This is a genomic window from Desulfosoma sp. (assembly GCA_037481875.1).
Taxonomy (GTDB): Bacteria; Desulfobacterota; Syntrophobacteria; order Syntrophobacterales; family DSM-9756; genus Desulfosoma.
The window spans coordinates 1-2,536 of record JBBFKY010000019.1; the positions used below are offsets into that span (position 1 = coordinate 1).

Genomic DNA, 2,536 nt, shown 5'->3' on the forward strand with positions numbered 1-2,536 from the left:
AAGCCGCGTGGAAGAGTCGGTCGCCGCCAGCCCAACCCCATCCTACCGCCGGTCCTCAAAGACCGGCTTTTCTATTTTTCTCTCCATTGAAACATCGTGCCTTCGTGGTTATAAAACCTGCACCGAAAACATACGAACGTCAAAACAAGGAGTCAGCCATGCAACGGGTCGTCTCGGTGCAGGATTTTTTTCAGGGCTTTTCCGACGGTGAGTACCTCTACGTTGGTTTTTTAAAAATGCGAGGCACATGGATTCCTCTGTGCGGTCTTAAGGATCCTCAGCAAAGCAAGGCTTTGGACATGATCTATGTTTCACGAGCCTATGAGCCCATGGCCGCTGCGACGGCCGCCTACGGTGACCAGGTCTCGGGCGTGGAACAGACTTTTGTTCAATATTTAATGCTTGGTGAAATTCGTAACCTCATCGATCGATACGGCTTAAGCTTTGTTGCCGAGATCGCCGAAGAGGAAGGTGCGGCATGCGGTTGCGGCTGCGGTTGTGGAGGGTAGCTTAAGGTCGGAGTTTCAAGGAGGGAGTCATGGCCCGTATCATTTATTGCCATCCGGCAAAAACCAAATACGAGTTGCATCTCTTCACCGATTTGGATTTTTGGGATGCGAGAAAGATCCTTAAAGACCTGGCGCTGGTCAAGCGCAATTTCGGGGACAGCCCTCCAGGGGACGAATTTCCCACCCAGGTGGTTCTTGAAGAGGCTTCGGCTCGCCTTCAGTCTCTGGTGAAAAAGCGATTGGCCAAAGCCGTCCCTTCTCCTGCGCGTCATGTGGTGGTGCGATCCTTGCTCATGGATGGATTTTATGAATTTGATCCCTCAAGGTATTTTCCGGAGCACTGGTCGCGATCTCTTATCGAGCACTTTCTCTCTTATCGTCTGCCCGTCGAACACGGAGTGCTAAACAGCCCTTACAACACCTATAGGTTGGAATGGCATGGAAGTGTTATTCGCGTGGTGCCTGAGAAGAGACCCCAAAAACATGATCCCGTGATTCATACTCGCCGTCAGGCGCGCAAGCACCTGATGGTGCCTACCTGTTTCTAGACCTTCCCGTTGCTGAGCAAAGCAGGGCGCTGCGCCCTTCACGGCGCTTGGCTCGTGAAACGAGTTGACAAGCCTTTGGGGATCTTATATGCATAGGTGTCCCATAGGTGGCGTGGATTCGCTTTAGTGGCCGGCGCACCGCCTTGACGTGTGAACCTACCTCGTAACCAAACGCTTCTATCGGTTCGGATGGTCATCATGGTAAAGGGCTGCAGAGAAGAGCGACGGAATCACGAAGCCGTGGAGGCTTTTGTTCTGTTGCTTTCTCTGTCCTTTTTTTCACGGAACGGACCGACATCTTTCCTCATAAATCCTTGATAAAAAAGGAGGTTTCGGCAAGAGACAGCAAAAAGCATCGTAGGCTGCGTGGCAAAATGAAAAAAGGCACAAGCATTGAAAGGAGGGACGACCTTGGCATTCCAACCTGTACAACAAAAGTATACTGGTAGTATTCGCGAGGTGACCCTGGGCACCGGCGACAAGGCTGTGGTCATCGGCGGTCGATCGGCTTTTCCTTTTCACTCTTTTGAAGGCCAGATGCCGCATGCTCCGCGGATTGCCATGGAGATCTGGGACAAGGATCCCAGCAACGAGTGGTCCGAGGTGGCCAAGGAACCGTTTAAGGATGTTCTCGAAGACCCGGTGGCGTGGGCGAAAAAGTGTGTCCAGGAATACGGGGCGGAGATTCTGGTGATTCAGACCAAGAGCGCTGATCCCAACGCCGACAACAAACCGGCTGAGGAAGTGGCCGCGGTGGTCAAGAAGGTCGTGGATGCGGTGGATGTGCCGGTGGTGGTCTGGGGTGTGGGCAATCACGAAAAAGACTCCCAGGTTATGCGTCTTGTGGCCGAGCAATGTGCGGGAAAAAATCTTGCCATCGCCCCGGTGGAAGAAGGCGATTACAAACAAATCGCCGCGGCCTGTTTAGGCTATAAACACACGGTCGTGGCCTCGACACCCATCGACGTGAATCTCGCCAAGCAGCTGAATATTCTTCTTGGGAACCTGGGCGTCAAGGAAGACAAAATCGTTATGGATCCCACCACAGGCAGTCTGGGTTACGGTTTGGAGTACACCTACTCGGTCATCGAACGTATCACTCAGGCGGCTTTGACCCAAGGTGATGAAAAGCTGCTTCAGCCCATTATCTGTAACGTGGGCAACGAAGTATGGAAGACCAAAGAAGCCAACCAAACCAATGAAGAAGCGCCTCAGCTCGGCGACCAAAAAACCCGCGCCGTGATGATGGAAGCCATCACGGCTGTAGATTTATTGCTGGCTGGTGCGGACGTGGTGGTTCTGCGGCATCCCGAGTCCGTGACCTTGGTGAAAAATTTCATTCAAAAAATGGCTTAGTTCTGCCGAAACGGCGAGGCATTGAACCGCTTATAGAAGACCTCATGAAGAGGGAGAAGGAAAGAGCCATGGCCGAAGAGAAGGAAAAGAAGGCGAAGACTTACAATTTTCGTGAGTTTTCCA

General features: G+C 52.4%; 3 protein-coding genes. All 3 read left to right on the plus strand.

Annotated features, from left to right (window positions below; genetic code table 11):
- The first annotated feature begins 158 nt into the window (after positions 1-158).
- The 3 genes from WHS46_14820 (at position 159) to WHS46_14830 (ending at position 2,413) form a co-directional block, all read left to right on the plus strand.
- Positions 159-509 (plus strand): hypothetical protein, encoded by a 351-nt coding sequence (locus tag WHS46_14820; GenBank protein ID MEJ5349948.1) that lies wholly within the window; start codon positions 159-161, stop codon positions 507-509.
- 29 nt (positions 510-538) lie between these two features.
- Positions 539-1,057, plus strand: a complete 519-nt coding sequence (locus WHS46_14825; protein ID MEJ5349949.1) for a hypothetical protein — start codon at positions 539-541, stop codon at positions 1,055-1,057.
- A 411-nt stretch (positions 1,058-1,468) separates the two neighbouring features.
- Positions 1,469-2,413, plus strand: a complete 945-nt coding sequence (locus WHS46_14830; GenBank protein ID MEJ5349950.1) for an acetyl-CoA decarbonylase/synthase complex subunit delta — start codon at positions 1,469-1,471, stop codon at positions 2,411-2,413.
- Positions 2,414-2,536 lie beyond the last annotated feature (123 nt).

Bases quoted from the DNA above. Each gene is read 5' to 3' on its own strand.
- WHS46_14820 (MEJ5349948.1), top strand. From the start codon at position 159: ATGCAACGGGTCGTCTCGGTGCAGGATTTTTTTCAGGGCTTTTCCGAC.
- WHS46_14825 (MEJ5349949.1), top strand. From the start codon at position 539: ATGGCCCGTATCATTTATTGCCATCCGGCAAAAACCAAATACGAGTTG.